This window comes from Polaribacter sp. Z022 (assembly GCF_023555495.1).
Classification (GTDB): Bacteria; Bacteroidota; Bacteroidia; order Flavobacteriales; family Flavobacteriaceae; genus Polaribacter.
Map to the genome: position 1 here is coordinate 309,198 of NZ_JALCZO010000004.1, position 23,634 is coordinate 332,831.

A 23,634-nucleotide genomic window follows, 5' to 3' on the forward strand; every position below is an offset into this window, starting at 1 on the left:
AACAATATAACTTATTATGAAAAAAATATTTTTATCAATTATTTTAATTCTTTTCTTAGGAGTTTACTCTTGTAGTGAAGACTTTACAGTAAACCCTAGACTTAACGTCGAAGATTTAGAAACATATTTTCTAGAAGAAGATAATGTAGAAACAGCAATTATAGGTATTTATGACTTAATGCAATATAATTATGGTAGAGACTGGCACAGTGCATTTTTAGTAAAACTATTACCTGGTGATGATTCTAATGCTGCAGGTGGAAACTCTGAAGATCAAGGTCAATTACAAAACATAGATGATTATGCAAATGTATCATCATCTAATGTATCAATAGCAAGTGTATGGGATCTTTTTTATAGAACAATAGCATTATCTAACCTTGTTATTGAAAACATCAAAGACTCTAGTTTAAGCAATAAAGATAAAGCATTAGCAGAAGCAAAATTTATGAGAGCTTGGTCTTATATGGAGTTAACTACTATGTTTGGAGACATTCCTTTACGTTTAACAGTACCAACTGGTGCAGAAGAATTTGGTATTGCAAAATCTTCTAGAGCAGATGTATATGCACAAATTAAATTAGACTTAACAGATGCAATTGCTTCTTTGCCAGAAAAAAGCGCTTTGTCAGATAACTTTAGAGTTTCTAAAGGTACTGCTCAAGCGTTAATGGGTAAAGTATTGGTTTTTCAAGAAAAATATTCTGAAGCAATTCCATATTTTCAAAGTGTAATTAACAACCCTTCTCATGATTTAGAAACAGATCCAGGAGATGTTTGGAGCATTAGTAATGAATTTGGTAAAGAATCATTATTCGAAATTGGTTTTGTATCAACTACTGCAAGAGATTGGGGTAATATTGCTTGGGGTGGAAGAAATGAAAGTAATTTACATATTCAATTAATGGGACCTAGAGGTGATGGAATTTTCGATTTAACTGGGACTGGTTTAATAAATGGATGGGGTTTTAATTTACCTACAAATAAATTAGCTACTGCATTTGATACTGCAGGAGATGTTAAGAGAAAAGCGGCAACACTTATGACTGAAAATGAACTAATTGCAGCAGGAGGTAAAGTTGACGCAACTGCTGCTTCTGGTGGTGTAATATGGGATTATGAAGGTGCTATTAGAATTAAATACGCAACAAAATCTGAAGATACAAGTTCTGGAGGAGTTAGAGAATTAAATTACAGTACAAACTTTAGATTGTTTAGATATGCAGAAGTATTATTACTAGCAGCTGAAGCATATAATAAAGCTGGTGGGCAAGATGCTGCTGCTAGAGCTGAATTAAATAAAGTAAGAAATAGAGCTGGATTAGTTGATATAGATGTAACAACATCTGGAAATGCTTTATTTGAAGCAATTGTAAACGAAAAATATTTAGAATTAGCACATGAAGGACAACGTTTTTGGGATTTAGTTCGTTGGGGAAAAGCTAGTACAGAACTAGCTGGTACTGGATATTCTTCTACAAATGATTTGTTTCCTATTCCAATTACAGAAATTGACAAAAACAGTGAATTAACTGTTGCTGATCAAAACCCAGGATACTAATCATACAACACCCAATTTTGATTACAAAAAAATAAAGCAGTATGTGTTTAATCTCATACTGCTTTATTTATTTTTACAAAACACTATCAATTATGCATAATTATGAATAAGTCAATCATCATAATATTTATCATTTCGTTATTTATAAATTGTTCTAATAATAAAGATCAGAAAAATAAAGAAACTGTTTTCAACAAAGTAACATCAGAAAAAACAAATATTCATTTTAGTAATAATTTAAAAGAAACAGATTCATTAAATTATTTTAAATACACTTCTATATATATGGGAGGTGGTGTTTCTGTTGGAGACATAAATAATGATGGATTGTTAGATTTATTTTTTACAGGAAATCAAGTAAAAAATAAATTATACTTAAACAAAGGAAATTTACAATTTGAAGATATTACTGAAAAAGCTAACATTTCTGGTGATAAAAGATGGTATACAGGTGCAACAATGGCAGATGTAAATAACGATGGTTATTTAGATGTATATTGCTCTGTTGCTGGCAAAAATGGTGTAAAAAACAATCAACTTTTTATTAATAATAGAGATAATACCTTTACAGAAAAAGCAAAAAAATATGGGATAGATCATACTGCAAACTCTGTCCAATCAACTTTTTTTGATTATGATAATGATGGCGATTTAGATCTTTACATAGCTAATTACCCAATAGCACACCCTTCTACTTCAAATATGATTTATAAAAACAGAATGAAAAATGCTTCTGATAATGAAACAGATAAACTTTTTAGAAATGATGGTACAGTATTTACAGATGTTACTGAACAAGCTGGTGTTAAAAATTATAGCTTTTCATTAGGTATTACAGCATCTGATATTAATAATGATGGTTGGCAAGATTTATATGTTTCTAATGATTACAGCATTCCTGATTTTTTATATATCAATAATCAAGATGGTACTTTTAAAGAGGTAGTAAAAAAAGCTACTTCTCAAACTTCTTTTTACGGAATGGGGATAGATATTTCAGATATAAATAACGATGGTTTTTTAGACATTTTTCAAGTAGATATGGATTCTAACAACAATCGTCGTCAAAAAGCAAATATGGCTAGTATGAATCCTAAATTGTTTTTTGAAACTGTTTTCTACGGTTTTCATTATCAATATATGCACAATTGCTTACAGTTAAATTCTGGACTGATTAATGATGGAATTCCAAAGTTTTCAAATATCTCAAGATTAACAGGCACCTCTTCTACTGATTGGAGTTGGGGACCATTATTTGCAGATTTTGACAATGATGGATTTAAAGATTTGTTTGTTACAAACGGTACAAGAAGAGAGGTTAATAACAAAGATTTTTTTAAAAAAATTGGTAAAAAAGAATATGATAAATATTCTTATCTAGAAAAAACTAAAATGATTCCTAGTGAAAAAATAGACAACTTTATGTTTAAAAATAATGGAAATTTAGATTTTAAAAATGTAGGTAAACAATGGGGATTAGAACATAAAGGTTTTTCAAACGGAGCAGTTTATGCAGACTTAGATAATGATGGAGATCTAGAAATAATTGTAAATAACATTGATGAAAAGGCAACTATTTTTAACAACAATAGTTCTAAAAACAGTAATTATTTAAAACTAAGATTAAATGGGAAAAATGCTAATAAATTTGGTTTAGGTAGTAGAGCTTATGTTTTTTCTGATGGAAAAAAACAAATGCAAGAATTAACCCTAACTAGAGGTTTTCAATCTTCTGTTGCTCCAGAAATTCATTTTGGGTTAAATAATAATACAACAATTGATAGTCTAAAAATTATTTGGCAAGATGGTAAAACTCAAGTTTTAAATAAAGTTTCTACGAATCAATTATTAACAATTAATTATACAGATTCAGATAAAAATCAACAAAAAAAAGAACTCAAAAAGAAGAATACTTTATTTTCTGAAGTATACAGTTTTCTAAAACCTAAACATAAAGAAAACGATTTTAACGATTTTGACAAACAAGTTTTATTGCCTCATAAAATGTCTACATTAGGGCCAACTTTAACAGTAACAGATGTAAACAATGATGGATTAGATGATTATTTTTTAGGCGGTTCTTTTGGTAATCCTTCTAAATTATTTTTACAAGAAAACGGAAATTTTGTTGAAACTAAAATTCCGTCTATAGAAAAAGACAAACTTTCAGAAGATTTAGGATCTTTATTTTTTGATGTAGATTTAGATGGAGATAAAGATTTATATGTTGTAAGTGGTGGTTATGAGTATGTTAAAAACTCATCTATGTTGCAAGATAGACTTTACATTAATAGTGGTAAAGGCAATTTTATAAAATCAAATAAATCTTTACCAAAACTTACTTCAAGCGGATCTAAAGTATATCAAATTGACTTTAATAAAGATGGAAAACAAGATATTTTTGTTTTAGGAAGACAAGTCCCTGGTAAATATCCTTTAGCTGCTACAAGTTATCTTTTAGAAAATAAATCTACCTTTTCAAATATAAAATTAGAAAACACCTCTTCTACTTTATTTTCAGATTTAGGAATGGCTACAAGTGCTGTAATTACAGATTTTAATAATGATTCTTGGCAAGATATTATTATTGTTGGAGAATGGATGTCTATCAAAGTATTTAAAAATAATAAAGGAACATTTGAAGATGTTTCTAAAAAAATGGGCTTATCAAAAGACACTACTGGTTGGTGGTGGAGTATTAATCAAGGAGATTTTGATAATGATGGTGATATAGATTATATTCTTGGAAATAATGGTTTAAATTATAAATACAAAGCAACAGAAAACGAAACTTTTGATATTTATGTTAATGATTTTGATAAAAACAATAAAAGTGATATTGTATTAAGTTATTATAATGAAGGTAAGCAATATCCACTTCGTGGAAGAGAATGTTCTTCTCAACAAATACCTGGAATTAAAAGTAAATTTAAAAATTACGAAGGTTTTTCGCAAGCAACTTTAATAGATGTTTACGGAAAAAAGAATCTAGAAAACGCTTTACATTATCAAGTAAAATCTTTTGCCAGTATCTATTTAGAGAATAAAGGAGGGACTTTTAAAATTCATAAGCTTCCTGTTGAATCACAATTTTCAAGTATTCAAAAAATATTGGTAAACGATTATGATAAAGATGGAAATTTAGATGCTTTAATTGCTGGAAACCTACATAATTCTGAGGTAGAAACACCAAGAAACGATGCCAGTTATGGATTATTCTTAAAAGGGAATGGAAATGGTACTTTTAATGCAGTTTCTGTTTTAGAAAGCGGTTTTTTTGCTACAGGTGATGTAAAAGAAATGTCTGAAATGAAAATCAACAATGAAAATTATATCATTATTGGAAAAAATAATGATGAAGTACAATATTTTAAAATTAATAATTAAAATATAAAAGAAAGTATCATAACAGTAGTGAAACCAACAACAGACAATAAAGTGGTCATTACAGACCAACTTTTAAAAGTTTGTTTCTCATTAATGCCTAAATATTTACTTACTAGCCAAAAGCCACTATCATTAACGTGAGACATTATAGAAGCTCCTGAAGCTATAGATATTACTAATAAAGCTTTATCAATTTCTGTTATATCTACAGCTAATAAAGGGGCAGTTATACCTGCAGCAGTAATCATAGCTACTGTTGCAGAACCTTGTAATACTCTAACAACAACAGCTGCTAAAAAAGCAAAAACAAGAATACTAAAACCTTTGTCTGCAAAATAATTTGCTAACATTGTGCCTGTACCTGTATTAATTAAAACTTGTTTAAAAACACCTCCTGCACCCGTTAACAAAATAATAATACCAGCAGCTTCCATAGATTTAGTTGTAATCTTTAATAATGTCTCTTTATGATAACCTCTTCTAATTCCTAATAAATACCAAGCAATTAAATTGGCAATAATTAAAGCTGAAAATGGATGTCCAATCATTTGTAACCAATTCTTTATTTGAACAGGAATTGTACCTTCTTCAAATAAAGGGCTGTTTAAAACAGTGTTACTTACTATTAATACAATTGGAATTCCTATAATAGCCAATATTAGACTTATTGCTGGGTATTTTTTATATTGATGTTTTTTATTAATAACTGGTGCTTCTACAAATATTTTTTTAGAGATATATTTTGCAAATAAAGGCCCACTAATAATTGCAGAAGGAATACCAACAATAAAACCCAATAATATAACCCAACCCAAATCAGCTTTTAAAATATCTGCTACTGCAACAGGTCCAGGTGTAGGTGGTATAAACGAATGCGTTATTGCTAATCCTGCTAATAAAGGAATAGCATATAAGAGTAGAGATTTTTTAGTTTTACGCTGTAAAGAATAAATTAAAGGCACCAAAATGATGAAAGCAACATCAAAAAAAACAGGAATTGCTATAAAAAAACCGGTAATCATTAATGACCAAGAAGCATTTTTTTCTCCAAACTTATGTAATAGATAATTTGCCAAAGCTTCTGCACCTCCTGAATGCTCTAAAATAGCACCAAACATTGCACCTAAACCAACAACTGTTGCAACAAAACTTAAGGTATTACCCATACCAGTTTTTATGGTGTTTACTATATCTAAAGGATTCATTCCAGAAAATATACCTACAGAAATACTTGCAATTAATAGTGCAATAAAAGCAGGTATTTTTAATCTTAAAATTAAAAATAACAAAATAGCTATTCCTAAAAATACTGCAGTTATTAAAGAAAAATCTATCATTTAAATTTAGTTTTTAATAAAAAAAGTTTCTTTTAAACCTTCTACAGAATTTGGTCCAACCCAAAGATTAAATTTACCAGCTTCAGCAGTTTTTATTAATTTATGATTTACAAATTCTAAATCTTTAGAAGATATTTTAAACGTAATTTCTTTAGATTCTCCACTCTTTAAGAAAACATGCTGAAATCTTTTCAATTCTTTTACAGGTCTTGTAATACTACCAACAACATCTTGAATGTATAACTGAACAGTTTCTTTTCCTGCTTTTTTTCCAGTATTTGTTACGTTTACTTTAACATTTAAATCTTCATTAAATTTGATACTTTCTTTTGAAATTGAAATGTTTGAATAACTAAATGTTGTATAAGTTAAACCATAACCAAAAGGAAAATGAGGTGTAAAACCAGCATCTAAATAATGAGAATCATTTCCTAAAGAACTTTGCCATGCAGCAATTGGAATTTTATCAATATGAACAAAATTGCTACTATCTGCTGGTCTTCCAGTATTTTTATGATTATAAAAATATGGCAACTGTCCTGCAGTTTTTGGCCAAGAAACAGGTAATCTACCTTCTGGTGAACTTATGCCGTTTATAATTTCATATAACGCTTCTCCTCCCATTGTTCCTGGATGCCAGCCCATTAAAACCACATCAATTTTATCAATAATGTTGGTTATTGTTATAGGTCTACCTGCCATAATTACCAAAACAATTGGTTTTCCGGTTTTAGCTAATACTTTAATTAATTCTTCTTGAGCTCCAGGTAAATCAATATTTGCTCTACTGTGAGCTTCTCCTGATAAAATAGCTTCTTCTCCTCCAAAAAATAAAATAACATCAGATTTTTTAGCAACTTCTATAGCTTCTTTAAATCCTTTTTTAGATTTATCTCTACTATAATCCAATCCTTTAGCAAATGTAAAATTAGTATTTGCCTTTTTATATGCATGCAAAGGTGTGTTAGTATGCTCTTTTTCACCATCAAAAGCCCAAGTACCTAATTGCTCATGAGGTGCATTTGCCAAAGGTCCAATAATTGCCACTTTTGTTTTTTCTGAAAGTGGTAAAATTGAATTTTTATTTTTTAATAAAACAGTACTTTCTATAGCTGCTTTTTTAGCTTCTTTTAAATGGTTTTTTGAGTAAAATTTCCCAGTATGTTCTTTATTTCTGTAAGGATTTTCAAATAACCCCAACCTAAATTTCACTCTTAAAATATTACGAACAAAATCGTTTAATTCTTCAATTGTTACTTTCTTTTCTTCTATTAATTTTTTAAGATGATCTTCATATGCTGTACTAGTCATTTCCATATCTAAACCAGCTTTAGCTGCTAATTCTCCAGCATGTTTTTCATCACTTGCATAACCATGAGCCACCATTTCAATTACAGAATCCCAATCACTTACAACAAAACCGTCAAATTTTAACTCCCCTCTTAAAACGTCTTTTAATAAAAATTGGTTTCCTGTTGCAGGTATTCCATTTATTTCATTAAATGAACTCATTACTGTTGCAGAACCAGCGTCTATAGCAGATTTAAAAGGTGGTAAATACACATTTCTTAATAAAGGCTCGCTCATATTTACTGTATTATAATCTCTACCTCCAATGGCTGCTCCATAAGCTATATAATGTTTTGCAGAAGCTGCAATTCTATAAGGATTACTTAAATCATCACCTTGAAAACCTTTAACATAAGCAGCTCCTAAAATTGTTGCTAAATATGGATCTTCTCCTGGAGACTCTGCAATTCTACCCCATCTGCTATCTCTAGCAATATCTAACATTGGTGCAAACGTCCATCTTATTCCATAAGCAGAAGCTTCAAAAGCGGCAATTTCTGAAGATTTTTCTACTATTTGTGCATCCCAAGTTGCAGCTAAACCTAATGGAATTGGAAACATTGTTTTAAAACCATGTATTACATCTCTACCAAAAATTAATGGAATTCCATTAGGACTTTCTTCAACTGCAATTCTTTGTAATTCATCTACATATTCTAAATTCATGATGTTTAAAAATGCACCAACATTTCCTTTTCTTACAGATTCTTTTATATTACTAGGTAATGATTTTGCTCTACTAGATACTCCTCTAAGATTTGTTTGACCAATTTTTTCTTCTAAAGTCATTTTAGAAAGAAGTGCTTCAATCTTTACTTCGTGAGTTGCATCTTTTACAAAAGAGGTCTTATTTTCTTTACAACTTATAAGTGTAATTATTAGAACTAGTAAAAAGATTATTTTTTTCATTGTGTGTTTTATTTGGTTGGTTTATTTTCTTTATAAAAATTACTTTTTACTCCTTTTACAGAAGTTTTAAATTTAAATATAGAACCTGCTAAAGGGTATTTTTTTAATTCACCTTCTGTCATATCAACTCGTGCAGTTGTTATAAATAATTCATCTAAGTTTTCACCCCCAAAAGCACAAGAAGTAACATTATGTGCTGGTACAATTATTTTAGATATCACTTTACCTGTATTTGGATTAAAACGAATAACTGCATTACCATTCCACATACCTACCCAAAGCATATTTTCATTGTCAATTGTCATTCCATCTGGAAAGCCAAGAGATTCTGGAATTTGAACAGCAATTTTTTCATTAGAAATTTCTCCAGTTTTATTATCGTATTCGTATGATTTAATTGAAGATGTAGGAGTATCTATATAATACATTGTTTTTTTATCTGACTTCCAAACTATTCCGTTAGAAATGGTAACACTATCAATCTTTTTTTGCAATTCATTTTCAGAATTAATGGTATATAAATTTGCTTTACCTTTTATTTGATTAAAATGCATAGAACCTACCCAAAATCTTCCTGCAGGATCACATTTACCATCATTTAATCTACTTTCAGGCAATTCACTTTTCATATCTGTAAACAAAGAACTTTTGCCCGTTTCTAAATTTATTTTATGAACACCATCTTCTAAAGCTACAATTGCTTCTTTTTCAGAAAAAGGTACAACAGTTCCAATTCTTGAAGTAGTTGCTAGAACTCTATTTTTTTTCGTTTTAGGGTTGTAAATATTTAATTGTTTTCCTTCAATATCTACCCAATACAATTCTTGTGTTTTGTAATTCCAAATTGCACCTTCCCCTAAAGTGGCTTTAACTTCATATTCTAAAGTTGCTATGTTATTCACTTGTGATTTATTTTCTTTATTGTTTTTTGTACATCCAAAAATTAATATTGCTAGAGCAATAAGTACTATTTTTTTTAACATAAATTATTTTATTTTGGTTTTTGAAAACATCCAAGTAATTAATTCTGGTTCTAAAAATGCTTTTTTAAAAGTGTCTCCATGACCCAAATTATATTCTGTATATTTTGCATTTTTATTGACTTCTTTAAGAAGATTATACATATTTCTAGATCCTTCAACAGGATTCCATTTATCTTTATTTCCGTGAAATATCCAAATAGGAATTTCTTTAATTTTTTCTAATTGATTTGAATCTGAATATCCTGCCATAGGTATTGCTGCTGCAAATAAATGTGGCTTTCTTGAAATAAACTCCCAAGTTCCAAAACCTCCCATAGATAAACCTGTAATGTATATTCTAGAATTATCAATTGGTAATTCTTTTCTTAACTTTTCTATCAATTCTAAAGTTGCTTCACCAGAACTAGAAGGAGTTGGGCTCATTAAATAAGCACCTTCTTTAGTTAAACCTTTAAAGGGAGCTTCAGGAGAATTTCCAATCCATTTTGCCCATTCTTCATTTTCTGTTTTATTAGAACATTGTGGTATTAAAATATAACAAGGGTATTGTTTTTGAGATTGAGGTGTTATTAAGGAGTTTTCATTCATTATAAAACCTGCATTTCTATATATTCTTTCTCCATTTTCTGTACCTCTTTCTCCTCTACCATGCAAAAATATTACCAATGGAACATTCTTATTTTTAATACTTTTAGGTGAAAATAATCGATAAGGTAGTTTTAAACCATTACTAGAAAAATATGTTTTTTTCTCTAATAAACTATCTACATTATTTAAAATCCATTTTTCACTAAACTTTTCTACTTTATCAAAAGTATTTTTTGAGCTACAAGAAAAAAAACAACTAATTAAAATTGCAATTAATATTTTATTTTTCATTTTATAAAAATTAAAAAAACAGTGTAAATAATTTACACTGCTTCTTACCTTAATTAACTACACAATTATAAAATACTAAATTTAATTTTTTTTGTAATATTATTAGAGGCGTTACCAACATATATATAATAAGTACCTTTTTCTAAAGACCAACTTGAAATTTCTGTATTATAATAAGCTAAATCTGAAACATTAAGAGTTACAGAAGCAGTTTTTTGTAGTCCTTTTTCTAAGTTTACTTTTGTAAAACCTTTTAATTCCTTTAAAGCTCTTTTTACCTTAGATTTGTATTTACCTACATAAACTTGAACCACCTCTGCTCCTTCTCTATTCCCTGTATTTGAAACATTGAAGGTTACTTTAATTTTATCATTTTCAGAATATTTTTTTTGATTTATTTTTACATCTGAAATTTTAAAACTTGAGTATGACAAACCATAACCAAAAGCAAACTGTGGTTCAATTTTTCTAGTATCAAACCATCTATATCCTACCAAAATATCTTCTTTATAATATTGATTTTCATCAATACCTGGATAAGATAATTTCCCAAAAGAATGTGCAGCATTGTCTTCTAACTTTTTAGGAAAAGAAAAAGGTAATTTACCTGATGGATTTACATCTCCACTCACAATATCTGCAATAGCATGACCTGCCATACTACCCAAATACCAAGTTTGAATAACTCCTTTTGTTTTTGGCAACCAATTCATTTCTACTGCATTACCAGTTAACAATAAAAACCCTAAATTTTTATTAACTTCTTGAATTCCGTTTATTAATTTTTCTTGACCAAAAGGTAAAGCAAAAACTTCTCTATCATCTCCTTCACTATCTTGGTGATGACTCTTGTTTAAGCCACCAACAAATAAAACGATATCTGCTTTTTTAGCAACTTCAATAGCTTTTACGTATAAAGAATCTTGATTTAAACTAGCAGGAACTACTTCATCATAAACAGAAGCACCAGATTCGAATCCCATTGTGTGAATAATTTTTGCATTTTTATATCTAGCCCTTAAACCTTCTAAAGGAGAAACTTCGAATAAAGGTTTTAATTGAGAAGACCCTCCACCTTGAGTCATATTTCTTGTTGCATTTTCTCCTATTACTGCAATAGTTAATCCTTTTTTATCTTTTATAGGAAAGAAATTATCTTCATTTTTTAATAAAACAATACCTTCAGTAGCAATTTTTCTTGCAACTTTATGATGTTCTTTATTATTCATTTTTCCTAAAGCTCTATTAGGATTAAGACTTGTTCTATAAATTAATCTTAAAATTCTTCTAACTTTATCATTAACTAAATCTTCACTCAATTCACCCTTTTTTAAAGCTTTTAAAAATGGGTTGGCTAAATAATAATGTTGATAATGATTATTTGTAGTTGTACCTAAACCATCTGTTCCTGTTCCCATTTCCATATCAACACCATATAATGCTGCTTCTTTAGTAGAGTGAACAGAACTCCAATCGCTAATTACAACACCATCATAACCCCAATCTGTTTTTAAAATTTTATTTAAAATCTTATTATGAGTTGTATATTGGCCTCTAAATTTATTATAAGCTCCCATTAAAGCCCAAACTTTTCCCTCTTGAACAGCAGCTTTAAAAGCTGGTAAATAAATTTCATATAAAGCTCTATCACTTACTTCTACATTTATTTTATCTCTTAAATGCTCTTGATTGTTTAAAGCAAAATGTTTTACACAAGCAGCAATACCGTTTTTTTGCACACCTTTAATATAAGGAACAACCATTGTTGATGCTAAAAAAGGATCTTCACCTAAATACTCAAAATTTCTTCCATTAAATGGTGTTCTATAAATATTAACCCCTGGTCCTAAAAGCACATCTTTTTCTCTGTATCTAGCTTCCTCTCCTAAATTAAAACCATATTCTCCAGATAATTCAGGATTAAATGTTGCTGCCAAACAAGTTAATGCAGGAAAAGCTGTAATGGCATCATTTGTCCAACCCGCATTTTCCCATGCATCCCAACTAATTTCTTCTCTTACTCCATGAGGTCCATCAGACATCCAAACTTCTGGTATTCCTAATCTTTCTACTCCTTTTGTACTAAATTTAGATTGAGCATGCGTCATTGCAACTTTTTCTTCTAACGTTAATACATTAATAATACTATCAATTTTAGCCTCTAATACTACTGAAGTAATTTCGCCTTGTGGAAATTGTATCTTAGGAATATTATCTTGTGCATTAAAAAATGATGTTTGCAAGCAAAAAATAAAAATCAATAATGCTATTTTTTTATTAAAAACTACTCTCATATTATAATTATTCAAATTTTTTGATAAAACTAATTTTTAACCTATAATATCAATAAAACTAATTCAACTAAGATTAAAACATTTGTTGCAATTTATTGACAGTAGTAGTAATTCTTAAAAGCATAACACATTTATGCTACTATTTACTCAATTCAAATAAACTTCTTTATATTAAATCTTAAAATTTAAAATAATAATCTTTTAAAGTTTTTAATAAAAAAGCCATCTTTTAAAAGATGGCTTTTTTTATCAATTAGTTTAAATAATAAAATAGTTTACTGTTTTATATTCTTATTAATAATTATAAGCAACAATAAAATTATATTATAAGAATTCTTTCCTTAACTACTTTCTTCTAATTTTTTTATTAGACTTTAAAGGAATTCGTTTTTTTAAAGCTTCTATAATAGAAAATGTTGCAGGACAAATAGAAGTATTTACTACAGTTAAATCTGTTATACCAATAAATTTCTTTCTGTTTGTATGAGGATATTCTGCACAAGCTTTAGGTCTTACATCATATATAAAACAAGTATTATCAGATTCGTCTAAAAAAGAACATGGAGCCGTTTTTAAAACCATAAAATCATCTTCATCTCTTTCTAAATATTGCTTTGTAAAAGCAGCTACTTTCATTTTTAAATATTTAGAAATACGCTCTACATCTTTATCTGTAAAAATAGGGCTTGTAGTTTTACAACAATTTCCACACGCTAAACAATCCGTTTTTTTAAATTCATCATCATGCAATTCTTGCATTACATAATCTAAATTTTTAGGTGTTCTTTTCTTAAGATTAGCAAAATATTTTAGATTTTCTTTTCTAACTTCTTCAGCTAATTTTGGCAGTTGCTCTAAACGTTTTTCCATAGAACAAAAATACAATTATTCTTCGCCAAAAATCATTCTAAAAAACAAATAAAAATATGTAATTTTGCATTTCAATTTTCAAGATTTTATGAGCATTCAAAACAGTATAGAAACCAAAGTAAAAGAAGGTTTTTTAGCTTTATACAACATAGAAATTCCTTCAGTAGAATTTCAAGCAACCAGAAAAGAATTTGATGGTGATATCACAGTAGTTGTTTTTCCTTTGTTAAGATATAAAAAAGGAAACCCAGTTCAAATTGGTGAAGACTTAGGTAAATATTTAGTAGAAAATATTACAGAAATTACTAATTTTAATGTTGTAAAAGGTTTTTTAAACTTGGTGATTGATGATAGTTTTTATACAAAATTATTCAGCTCAATTAATAAAAATGAAACTTATGGTTTTGTATCGCCAAAGGCGGATGACAAAGCAATTATGGTTGAATACTCCTCTCCTAACACAAACAAACCTTTACATTTAGGGCACGTTCGTAACAATTTATTAGGATATTCTGTTGCAGAAATTATAAAAGCTGCAGGTAAAAAAGTTTACAAAACTCAGATTATTAATGATAGAGGAATTCATATTTGTAAATCTATGTTGGCTTGGGAAAAATTTGGTAATGGAGAAACTCCAGAATCTACAGGCTTAAAAGGAGATAAATTGGTTGGTAATTATTATGTAAAATTCGATCAAGAATACAAAAAAGAAATTGCTAAATTAATCTCTGAAGGTAAAACAGAAGAAGAAGCAAAAAAAGAAGCTCCTTTATTATTAGAAGCTCAACAAATGCTACGTAATTGGGAAGCTGGAGATGAAAAAGTAGTTACACTTTGGAAAACCATGAACCAATGGGTTTATGATGGTTTTGATGTTACTTACAGAAATATGGGAGTTGATTTTGACAACCTTTATTTTGAAAGTAACACCTATTTATTAGGAAAAGATGTTGTTGCTCAAGGTTTAGAAAAAGGTGTTTTTTATAAAAAAGAAGATGGTTCTGTTTGGTGCGATTTAACTGAAGAAGGTTTAGACGAAAAAATTGTTTTACGATCTGATGGAACTGCAGTTTATATGACACAAGATATTGGTACAGCAATTCAACGTGTAAAAGATTACGAAGATGTAGGAGGAATGGTGTATACAGTTGGTAATGAACAAGATTATCACTTTCAAGTATTATTCTTAATTTTAAAGAAATTAGGGTTTGATTGGGCAAAACAATTACACCATTTAAGTTACGGAATGGTAGATTTACCATCTGGAAAAATGAAATCTAGAGAAGGTACTGTTGTAGATGCAGATGATTTAATGGTTGAAATGACAGATACTGCAAGAACAATTTCTGAAGAATTAGGAAAACTAGATGGTTATTCTGATGAAGAAAAAGAAGAACTTTATAAAACAATAGGTTTAGGAGCTTTAAAATACTTCATCTTAAAAGTAGATCCAAAAAAGAGAATCTTATTCGATCCAAAATCTTCAGTAGATTTCCAAGGAAACACGGGTCCTTTTATTCAATATACTTATGCTAGAATACAATCTATCATTAGAAAAGCAGATTTTGATTATTCTAAATCAGTTACAATTGAATTACATGAAAAAGAAAAAGAATTATTAAAACAATTAGAGTTATATCCTGAAACTGTACAACAAGCTGCCGCTAATTATTCGCCAGCAATTATTGCAAACTATACATATGATTTGGTAAAAGAATTCAATTCTTTTTATCAAAATGTATCAATATTAGGAGAAGAAAATCAAGATAAAAAAATCTTTAGAGTACAATTAGCAGACAAAGTTGCAAAAACCATAAAATCTGCTTTTTCATTGTTAGGAATAAATGTTCCTGAAAGAATGTAAAATACTATGATAATTCTTAATAAAATAAACGAATTATCATTAAATTTGCACTAACAAACAACATTACATAGATAAAATACAATTATGAAATACGACATCATTATTATTGGAAGTGGTCCTGGAGGATATGTAACAGGTATTAGAGCTTCGCAATTAGGGTTTAAAGTTGCCATTGTAGAAAAAGAAAACTTAGGTGGAATCTGTTTAAACTGGGGGTGTATCCCAACTAAAGCTTTATTAAAATCTGCTCAAGTTTATGATTATTTAAAACATGTTGATGAATATGGCTTAAAAGCAGAAGCAATTGATAAAGATTTTGATGCCGTAATTAAGAGAAGTCGTGGTGTTGCAGAAGGAATGAGCAAAGGTGTTGCTTTCTTAATGAAGAAAAACAAAATAGATATTATTGACGGTTTTGGAAAAATTAAAACTGGTAAAAAAGTAGATGTTACTGCTGCAGATGGTACTGTAACAGAATATGCTGCAGATAATATTATTATTGCAACTGGTGCTCGTTCTAGAGAATTACCAAACTTACCACAAGATGGTAAAAAAGTAATTGGGTATAGACAAGCAATGAGTTTACCAAAACAACCAAAATCTATGATTGTTGTAGGTTCTGGAGCAATTGGTGTAGAATTTGCTCATTTTTATAACTCAATGGGAACAGAAGTTACTATTGTAGAATATATGCCAAATTTAGTTCCTGTAGAAGATATTGATGTTTCTAAGCAATTTGAACGTTCTGTAAAAAAATCTGGAATTAAAGTAATGACAAATTCTGCTGTAGAATCTGTTGATACTTCTGGAGAAGGAGTTGTTGCAACTGTAAAAACTAAAAAAGGAGAAGAAACTTTAACTGCTGATATTTTATTATCTGCAGTAGGTATCAAATCTAACATTGAAAACATTGGTTTAGAAGATGTAGGTATTATTGTTGATAGAGATAAAATCTTAGTTAACGATTGGTACCAAACTAACATACCTGGTTATTATGCTATTGGAGATGTTGTTCCTGGTCAAGCTTTAGCACACGTTGCTTCTGCAGAAGGAATTACTTGTGTAGAAAAATTAGCAGGTTTACATACAGAAGCTATAGATTATGGAAACGTACCTGGATGTACATATGCAACTCCAGAAATTGCATCTGTAGGTTTAACTGAAGCTAAAGCTAAAGAAGCTGGTTACGAATTAAAAGTAGGTAAATTTCCTTTCTCTGCCTCTGGTAAAGCAAAAGCTGCTGGTACACCAGATGGTTTTGTAAAAGTAATTTTTGATGCTAAATATGGTGAATGGTTAGGTTGCCATATGATTGGTGCTGGTGTTACTGATATGATTGCAGAAGCAGTATTAGGACGTAAATTAGAAACTACAGGTCATGAAGTATTAAAAGCAATACATCCTCACCCAACTATGAGTGAAGCTGTAATGGAAGCTGTTGCTGATGCTTATGATGAAGTAATTCATTTATAAAAAAACCTCTGGAATTATTTCAGAAAAATATAAAAAAAAACCGAAACATATTGTTTCGGTTTTTTTTATGACTATAATATTACCTTTCTTTATTATATAATATTATTAAATACTGGATATTTTAATTCTTATTTTCTATTGCACAAATATTTTGTTCTTCTTCGGTTAAACATGTTAGTTTAACTATTCTAACAATCATTTAATCGAAAACCCATTTTTATAATTAACTTTTTTTGTATTTTTAATCTATAACTTAATATAAAAATTAACATGAAAGCAAAATATCAAAGCGTATTAGATTTAGGAGAACAATTAAATATCCAAAATGGTGATGTAAAAGAAGAAGGTGGTCAATTAAAAGTATGGGGAACTGCAAAAACTCCTTATGAAAAAGATTTAATTTGGGATGAAATTAAAAAAGTGGGAGGAGATAATCCAACAGATATCATGGCAGATATAAAAGTAGAAGATGAGTCTGTTTATGCAAGACATACTGTTGCAAGTGGAGAAACTTTAGGAAAAATAGCTAAACAATACTATGGTAAAGCATCTAAATATACTGCAGTATTTGAAGCAAATACTAATATTTTAAAAAACCCAGATGTAATTCATCCAGGTCAAGAATTAATAATTCCTAATTTGTAGAATATTAAAATTACAAATCAAAAACCGAAGCTTTTAGCTTCGGTTTTTTTATATTTGAACTTATTATAAATAAATTATGAATGCTTTAGAAAACGATAAAAAAAAGAAAGAAAATCTAATTAATTATTGGGAACCAAAAAGAAACAATAGACTTAAATATGCTTTAATGCAAAGTTTATATTTTGCTATTCCTTTTAGTTTTGTTTTTCAGATTTTAGAAAGTTTAGATGGTTTTTTATCTTTAAAATTTGCATTTAAATTTCTTACTATTTTTTGTATTTACTTTTTACTTACATTTTACATTACGTATAATATTTATGAGAAAAAGTATCAGAAAATTAAAAACGAAAAAGTTTGATAACTAACAAAAATACATTCTCTAAAGAAATTTTAAAAGCTATATTTAAACTTGTAGTTGCTGGCTTTTTAATAGGTTATTTAAAACAAAATGATTTACTAATTGCAGGTTTATTGATTTTAAAAATCATCCATAATATTTATAAAGAAATCATTAAACCAAAAACAAATAAAAATTGGTTGTTATTGGTTGGAATGTTATTAACTGGGTTTGGAGGAATAGTTGGTGAAACTTGGGGTGTAACAAATGGTTATTGGAAATATCATGAAGTAACAAGAGAATTACCTTTGTGGTTACCATTTGCATGGATGCTTGCCTTTCATTATTTATACAAATTAGAACGTAATTTAATTCCGTTATTGAAAGAACAATCTCAAAAAAATAAAATAATTTTAGCTGTAATTTTAGCTTTAATATTACCAGCTTTTGGTGAGGTTATTACGATTTATCTTGGTGTTTGGACCTATTATTGGCCTTATCAATTTTTAGGTGTTCCTCTTTATGCTTTTATTTGCTTGGTTTTTGTACACATGTTAGTGTATACCATATTACATTTTGTTTGTAAAAAATATAATATTAAAGACATCGTTTTTAATTAAAACTTCCAGCAAACAATACGAGTTACTTTATTTCCTTGATGCATAGGAATCACTTTAAATTCATTTACACCTAATTTTTTAGAAGATTTTTCTAAACTTTCTACATTTTCTTTTTTAGAAACCAAACTTGTAAACCACTTACTTGCAGTTTTATATAAAGAACTTTCGTATAAATAATTATGTAGAAAAGCTTTTTCTCCTCCAACATACCATAATTCATTATTATTTCCAGAAAAGTTTCTTACTGCATTGTTCCCTAAATTTCTAGTTTTTCTTTTGTTTGCTCCTTTTGCCTCTTCTGCAGATTTATAAAAAGGAGGATTACACATAGTTGCAGAAAAAGAATCATTTTCTTCTAAAACTCCTTTTAAAATTTGTTGTTCATTAAATTGTTGACGTAACTCTATATTACTATCAAAATTATTATCATCTATTATATCTTGTGCATAATCTAATGAGTCTAAATCTATGTCTGTAGCTACAAAATTCCAATTGTATTCTGCAACTCCTAAAAGCGGATAAATACAAGTTGCTCCTGTACCAATATCTAAAATTTTAATATTTTCTTCGGATGAAAGTAAATCTGATAAATGATGAATATAATCTAAACGACCAGGAATTGGTGGACATAAATTTTCATCAGAAAAATCCCAAACAGAAATATTCTCATAAGAAAACAACAGTCCTTTATTCAGTTCTTTTACAGCTTTTGGATTCGAAAAATCTATACTAATATTTCCATAAGAATTTGTTGCAACATATTCTTTTAAAGCAGGATTATCTTTAACTAACTGCTCAAAATTATAGCCTTTATTAAATTTATTCTTTGGATGTAAACCTTTGTCTTTCATTATAATTCTAATACTGTAAATTCTAATTGCAAAGGTTTTAAAGCACCTTTTAAGGCTGTAATAAATGATGGTCCGTACTCTAAATAATACTCAGAAAAATTACGTTGACGTTCTTCTAAACTTTGATTTGGCAAAATTACATTTTGCAACTCAATAATTCTTTCAACTAAATCTTTTTGTCTCTTTTTCTCGGCTTTTAACAAGCGTTTTTGTAAGTTTTCTAAACCTTTAATTTGCTTTCTTTCTTGGGCATTTACAGCATTTTCAAAAGAAACATCGGTTTGTTTTGCTACATCTTTTAATTCTAAAAATTGATTTTTTAAATTTTGAATCTTCTCTTTAAAATCTAAATCTAAAGCAGAGTTTTCTATAACTTTTTTTGATAACAAATCATTTTGATTCAAAAACATTTCTTCTAATGAAATATTTAACTTTTTAAGTTTTTTTACTTGTTTCTCAGAAACAACTTGAACAGAATTTCTTAATAATAATATTGGAAAAGGGATATTTACTTCTTCAAAATAATCTTTCAATTCTAACCAGTAAGCCATCTCTCCTCCTCCACCTAAATAACAAAGATTTGGTAAAATCACTTCTTGATACAAAGGTCTCATAATTACATTTGGCGAAAACGCTTTTGGATTATCTTCTACTTCCTTCAAAATATCAGCTTTAGTAAAAGTAATTTCTGTGTTATTTACTTTGTATAATCCATCTTCAAAAAGTATTCGTTCTCTAAAGTTATCACCTAAATAAAACAAATTTATTTCTCTTGGGTTTACCTGAATTTTATAATGCTCTTCTAATTCTTTAATAGTTTTAGAAACAGCTTTAAAAGAAGTTTTATTTTCTAACTCGTCTTTTACAATAGGATTGAATAATTGTTTTAATTCAGAATCATCACCATCAATAATTATCAAACCATATTCTTTAAACAATTCATTGGCAATATAACGAGTTGCATCAGCTAAGTTTTGATGTTTTAAATATCCATCAGAAAATAACTTCTTAATAAATACTGCATTTTTAGAGTTTCCTAAATGATTAGAAAACACCTCAAAAACATTTTCTAAACCGTCTGTAGAAAATCTTCCAACTGCACCACCATCTTCTCTATTCCATTGTACTTTTTTACCATCAAAATTAAAATAATTTATCTCATCAAAATCATGATCTTCTGTTGCCATCCAATAAACAGGTACAAAATTTTGATCTGTAAATTTATCAGACAATTCTTCACATAAATTTATAGTAGACAGTATTTTATATAAAAAATACAGAGGCCCTGTAAATAAATTTAGTTGATGACCAGTTGTAACTGTAAAAGTATTTTGTTGTTTTAAAAGAGTTATGTTTTCTGTTATTTTTTCTGAAACTTGAAATCCTTTATATTGCTTTTTTAAGGCTTCAACTAATACCAATCTAGATTGAAGACGAAATGACTTTTGCTTCTCTTCTATCTGATTATGAAATCCAGAAATATCTGGAAAATTATTATAAAAAGGTTGTATAGATTCTTTTTTCCCTAAATAATCTATCATTGTTTTAGAGAAAAAACCTGTGTTTTTAAAAGGTATTTGAGTTACTTTCATAAGATTAAAAATAACTCTTTAGGCAACAATCAGAATCTGATGTACAATTCATAAATTAAGATAAATTTTTGATAAAAATACAAATATTTAATCGTTGTCGTAACTCTAAAATAAATCTAACAAAGTTTTAACACCATTAAGATAATTTCTAAAGATTTTAGAAAAATATATTCCTTATTTTTGATAATTAAATTCTACTTTATGAAAATTAAATTACTTTTAATTATAGCTTTCTTAACTATTGGAAGCGTTTTTTCTCAAACAATACAATCTCCATCAGAATATCTGGGTTATGAAATTGGATCAAGATTTACAAGACATCATAAAGTAGTAGATTACTTTAAATATGTTACCAAAACTTTATCTAATGTAAAATTAGAAAAATACGGAGAAACTAATGAACATAGACCTTTGTATGTTAGCTATATCTCTTCTCAAGAAAATATAGATAATTTAGAAAAAATTAGAAAAAACAACCTTTCACAAACAGGTATAATTAGTGGTAATGCTAATAATAAAAAAGCTATTGTTTGGTTAAGTTACAATGTACATGGTAATGAAGCTTCTAGTACAGAAGCAGCAATGTTAACTTTGTATGAATTGGTTACTAAGAAAAAAGATTGGTTAAAAAATACAGTTGTTATTTTAGATCCATGTATAAATCCTGATGGTAGAGATCGTTATGTAAATTGGTACAATCAAGTAAAAAGTACTCCTTACAATATCAATCAAGATGCTAAAGAACATGATGAACCTTGGCCTGGGGGAAGACCAAATCATTATTTATTTGATTTAAACAGAGATTGGGCTTGGGTTACTCAAGTAGAATCTGCTCAAAGAATTAATATTTACAACAAATGGATGCCACATATTCATGTAGATTTTCATGAACAAGGAATTAACAGTCCTTATTATTTTGCACCTGCTGCAGAACCTTTTCATGAAATAATTACAGATTGGCAACGTGATTTTCAAACTCAGATAGGAAAAAATCACGCAAAATATTTTGACAAAGAAGGTTGGTTATATTTTACAAAAGAAAGTTTTGATTTGTTATACCCTAGTTATGGTGATACATACCCAACTTATATGGGTGCAATTGGTATGACTTACGAGCAAGCTGGTCATGGACGAGCAGGGTTAGGTATTAATACAGATGAAGGTGAAGTTTTAACTTTAAAAGACAGAGCTAATCATCATTTAACAACAGGATTGTCTACAGTAGAAATATCTTCTAATAATGCTGAAAAATTAAACAGCGAATTTAAAAAGTTCTTTAATAATAGTAGTTTAAATTATAAAAGTTATGTTTTAAAGAATGAAAATGAAGATAAAACAAATCGTTTAAAAGCATTGTTAGATACTCATGAAATTAAATATGAAAATGCAAAAGGAGGAAGTGTAAAAGGATATATTTACAATACACAAAAAGAAGGAAAAATGAATATTTCTTCTAAAGATATAGTAATTCATACCAATCAGCCAAAAGGTAAAATGGTAAAAGCTTTATTTGAACCTAAAGCAAAACTAGTTGACTCTTTAACATATGATATTACAGCTTGGTCTTTACCTTATGCACATGGTTTTAAAGCCATAGCTTCTAAAACTAAAGTAGGTTCTTCTGCAAGCAAAAATTCTAAATCAAATTCAAATTCTATTGATAAATCTGCTTATGCATACATTTCTAAGTGGAATAGTTTAAAAGATGCAACTTTTTTAGGAGCTTTATTGCAAGCAAATATTACTCCTCGTTTTTCTGAAAAACCTTTTTCTATAGAAGGAAATTCTTACGAAAGAGGAACTTTAATTATTTTAAGAAATGATAACAATGAATCTTCTTTTGATGAAAAGTTAATTAAGATTGCTAACAAACATCAAAGAAAATTAAATGCTGTTGCAACAGGTTTTGTAAGTTCTGGTGTAGATTTTGGTTCTTATTCTGTAAAACCAATTAACAAACAAAAAATTGCAGTTTTATCTGGCAAAGGAACTTCTTCTTTAAGTTTTGGAGAAATTTGGCATTTCTTTGAAACGCAATTGCAATACCCAATTACAAACGTAAATTCAGATAGTTTTGGTTATTTTGATTATTCTAAATATGATGTAATTATAATACCTAATGGTTATTATGGTTCTGTTTTAACAAAATCTACTTTAGAAAAATTAAAAAAATGGACACGATCTGGAGGAACTTTAATTGCAATTGGAGGTGCTTTAAATAGTTTTGCAGACTCAAAAGAATTTGCTTTAAAAAAGAAAAAAACAAATTCTTTATCAGAAAATGCAAACCTTACTCCTTTTGCAGAAAGAGAACGTAAAGATGTAGCCAATTTAATTACAGGTAGTGTATTTAAAAGTAAAGTAGATACTACTCATCCTTTAGGGTTTGGATACAATAAAGAATATTTTTCTTTAAAATTAAGTGGTTCTTCTTTTGAATATTTAAAAAAAGGAAATAATGTTGCCTATTTTGAAAAAGACACTAAAAATGTTTCTGGTTATGCAGGTAGTAAAGCCATTAAAAAGGTACCTGAATCATTATTATATGGTGAGGAAAAATTAGGAAGAGGAAGTGTTATTTATATGGTAGACAATCCGTTATTTAGATCGTTTTGGGAAAATGGAAAGTTATTTGTTGCTAATTCTGTTTTCTTATTAAATTCTAATAAATTGAAATAAAAG

General features: G+C 28.4%; 16 protein-coding genes. 8 read left to right on the forward strand and 8 right to left on the reverse strand.

The annotated features are described in order from the left end of the window. Window positions 1-16: 16 nt before the first annotated feature. Together MPF13_RS11010 and MPF13_RS11015 are read left to right on the forward strand one after the other, a co-directional pair. A complete protein-coding gene (locus MPF13_RS11010; RefSeq protein WP_249982571.1) occupies window positions 17-1,561 on the forward strand; it encodes a RagB/SusD family nutrient uptake outer membrane protein in 1,545 nt (514 codons plus the stop codon). 102 nt (window positions 1,562-1,663) lie between these two features. After that, window positions 1,664-4,948, forward strand: coding sequence for a VCBS repeat-containing protein (locus tag MPF13_RS11015; RefSeq protein WP_249982572.1), 3,285 nt, complete (start codon window positions 1,664-1,666; stop codon window positions 4,946-4,948). On the opposite strand, the gene MPF13_RS11020 is transcribed toward MPF13_RS11015, so the two are convergent. From MPF13_RS11020 to MPF13_RS11045, 6 genes are all read right to left on the reverse strand, one after another. Continuing rightward, on the reverse strand, window positions 4,945-6,285 hold the full coding sequence (locus tag MPF13_RS11020) for a GntP family permease (protein WP_249982573.1): 1,341 nt from the start codon (window positions 6,283-6,285) through the stop codon (window positions 4,945-4,947). The genes MPF13_RS11015 and MPF13_RS11020 overlap by 4 nt on opposite strands. Window positions 6,286-6,291: 6 nt before the next feature. After that, window positions 6,292-8,544, reverse strand: a complete 2,253-nt coding sequence (gene bglX, locus MPF13_RS11025; protein WP_249982574.1) for a beta-glucosidase BglX — start codon at window positions 8,542-8,544, stop codon at window positions 6,292-6,294. Window positions 8,545-8,552: 8 nt separating this feature from the next. After that, window positions 8,553-9,527, reverse strand: coding sequence for an SMP-30/gluconolactonase/LRE family protein (locus MPF13_RS11030; protein ID WP_249982575.1), 975 nt, complete (start codon window positions 9,525-9,527; stop codon window positions 8,553-8,555). A 3-nt stretch (window positions 9,528-9,530) separates the two neighbouring features. Beyond that, window positions 9,531-10,406, reverse strand: coding sequence for a carboxylesterase family protein (locus MPF13_RS11035; protein WP_249982576.1), 876 nt, complete (start codon window positions 10,404-10,406; stop codon window positions 9,531-9,533). Between the two features lie 65 nt (window positions 10,407-10,471). Continuing rightward, the gene (locus MPF13_RS11040) at window positions 10,472-12,700 is read right to left on the reverse strand and encodes a beta-glucosidase (protein WP_249982577.1); all 2,229 of its coding nucleotides are present in this window, start codon (window positions 12,698-12,700) and stop codon (window positions 10,472-10,474) included. 345 nt (window positions 12,701-13,045) lie between these two features. Then, the gene (locus tag MPF13_RS11045; RefSeq protein WP_249982578.1) at window positions 13,046-13,570 is read right to left on the reverse strand and encodes a YkgJ family cysteine cluster protein; all 525 of its coding nucleotides are present in this window, start codon (window positions 13,568-13,570) and stop codon (window positions 13,046-13,048) included. Between the two features lie 88 nt (window positions 13,571-13,658). Between MPF13_RS11045 and argS the strand changes: the two genes are divergently transcribed. From argS to MPF13_RS11070, 5 genes are all read left to right on the forward strand, one after another. Further along, a complete protein-coding gene (argS, locus tag MPF13_RS11050; RefSeq protein ID WP_249982579.1) occupies window positions 13,659-15,434 on the forward strand; it encodes an arginine--tRNA ligase in 1,776 nt (591 codons plus the stop codon). Window positions 15,435-15,518: 84 nt separating this feature from the next. Further along, window positions 15,519-16,907, forward strand: coding sequence for a dihydrolipoyl dehydrogenase (lpdA, locus tag MPF13_RS11055; protein ID WP_249982580.1), 1,389 nt, complete (start codon window positions 15,519-15,521; stop codon window positions 16,905-16,907). 270 nt (window positions 16,908-17,177) lie between these two features. Beyond that, window positions 17,178-17,552 (forward strand): LysM peptidoglycan-binding domain-containing protein, encoded by a 375-nt coding sequence (locus MPF13_RS11060; protein WP_249982581.1) that lies wholly within the window; start codon window positions 17,178-17,180, stop codon window positions 17,550-17,552. Between the two features lie 76 nt (window positions 17,553-17,628). Beyond that, window positions 17,629-17,910: a hypothetical protein gene (locus tag MPF13_RS11065; RefSeq protein ID WP_249982582.1), complete on the forward strand. Its 282-nt coding sequence runs from the start codon at window positions 17,629-17,631 to the stop codon at window positions 17,908-17,910. Then, window positions 17,907-18,509, forward strand: coding sequence for a hypothetical protein (locus tag MPF13_RS11070; RefSeq protein WP_249982583.1), 603 nt, complete (start codon window positions 17,907-17,909; stop codon window positions 18,507-18,509). Before MPF13_RS11065 ends, MPF13_RS11070 begins: the two co-directional genes overlap by 4 nt. On the opposite strand, the gene rlmF is transcribed toward MPF13_RS11070, so the two are convergent. Continuing rightward, window positions 18,506-19,360: a 23S rRNA (adenine(1618)-N(6))-methyltransferase RlmF gene (gene rlmF / locus MPF13_RS11075; protein ID WP_249982584.1), complete on the reverse strand. Its 855-nt coding sequence runs from the start codon at window positions 19,358-19,360 to the stop codon at window positions 18,506-18,508. The two genes, MPF13_RS11070 and rlmF, sit on opposite strands and share 4 nt — an antisense overlap. Beyond that, window positions 19,360-20,952 carry a bacillithiol biosynthesis cysteine-adding enzyme BshC gene (gene bshC, locus MPF13_RS11080; RefSeq protein ID WP_249982585.1) on the reverse strand — a complete coding sequence of 531 codons (1,593 nt, stop codon included), beginning with the start codon at window positions 20,950-20,952 and terminating at the stop codon, window positions 19,360-19,362. Before bshC ends, rlmF begins: the two co-directional genes overlap by 1 nt. Before the next feature lie 201 nt (window positions 20,953-21,153). Here bshC and MPF13_RS11085 point away from each other — a divergent pair, with 201 nt between their 5' ends. Then, complete coding sequence (locus tag MPF13_RS11085) at window positions 21,154-23,631, forward strand: M14 family metallopeptidase (protein ID WP_249982586.1); 2,478 nt, start codon at window positions 21,154-21,156, stop codon at window positions 23,629-23,631. Window positions 23,632-23,634: the final 3 nt, after the last annotated feature.